The sequence below is a fragment of the Streptomyces hilarionis genome (genome assembly GCF_024539675.1).
GTDB classification, from domain to species: Bacteria; Actinomycetota; Actinomycetes; order Streptomycetales; family Streptomycetaceae; genus Streptomyces; species Streptomyces hilarionis.
On record NZ_JAHHIT010000452.1, the window covers coordinates 1 to 442 of the forward strand.

Genomic DNA, 442 nt, shown 5'->3' on the forward strand with positions numbered 1-442 from the left:
GTCTACGAGCGCATGTCTTTCTCGCGGGGTTAGGCGCCTCCTCCTACTTTTTCGTTCAGGTATTTGCTTTTCGTCAGACATTTTGAACCTAACTCGAAATTGGTCGCTCAACTGGAAAATGTTCGAGGTGAGCGAGATGAACGCTTTTAAGAACCAGCTGACATTTGCACAAGAAACCAAATTACTCGCTTTGGATGCTTGGCATAGTGCTTTGGAAAATCTTGAATTAAGGATGGATTGCCCAGACGCTTATCAAGACGAGCTGCTGCGCAAGGCGGATGAAATGGATCGCATGGGAGTTCTCAGCTGGCACGAATGGCGCGACCTGCGAAGGGAAGCAGACGAGGCGTACCTGCGTGCGGGCGCTGCAGACGATTACCACTGAGGCTCTTCAGGTCATGTCCATCGCTAGCGAAACTATCCAGTACCTGCGTAATAACGC

Annotated in this window: 1 protein-coding gene; it reads left to right on the top strand. The window is 50.5% G+C overall.

Annotated features, from left to right (window positions below; all coding sequences use genetic code 11):
- The first annotated feature begins 127 nt into the window (after nt 1–127).
- The gene (locus tag KMS84_RS39095; protein WP_256912494.1) at nt 128–385 is read left to right on the top strand and encodes a hypothetical protein; all 258 of its coding nucleotides are present in this window, start codon (nt 128–130) and stop codon (nt 383–385) included.
- Nucleotides 386–442 lie beyond the last annotated feature (57 nt).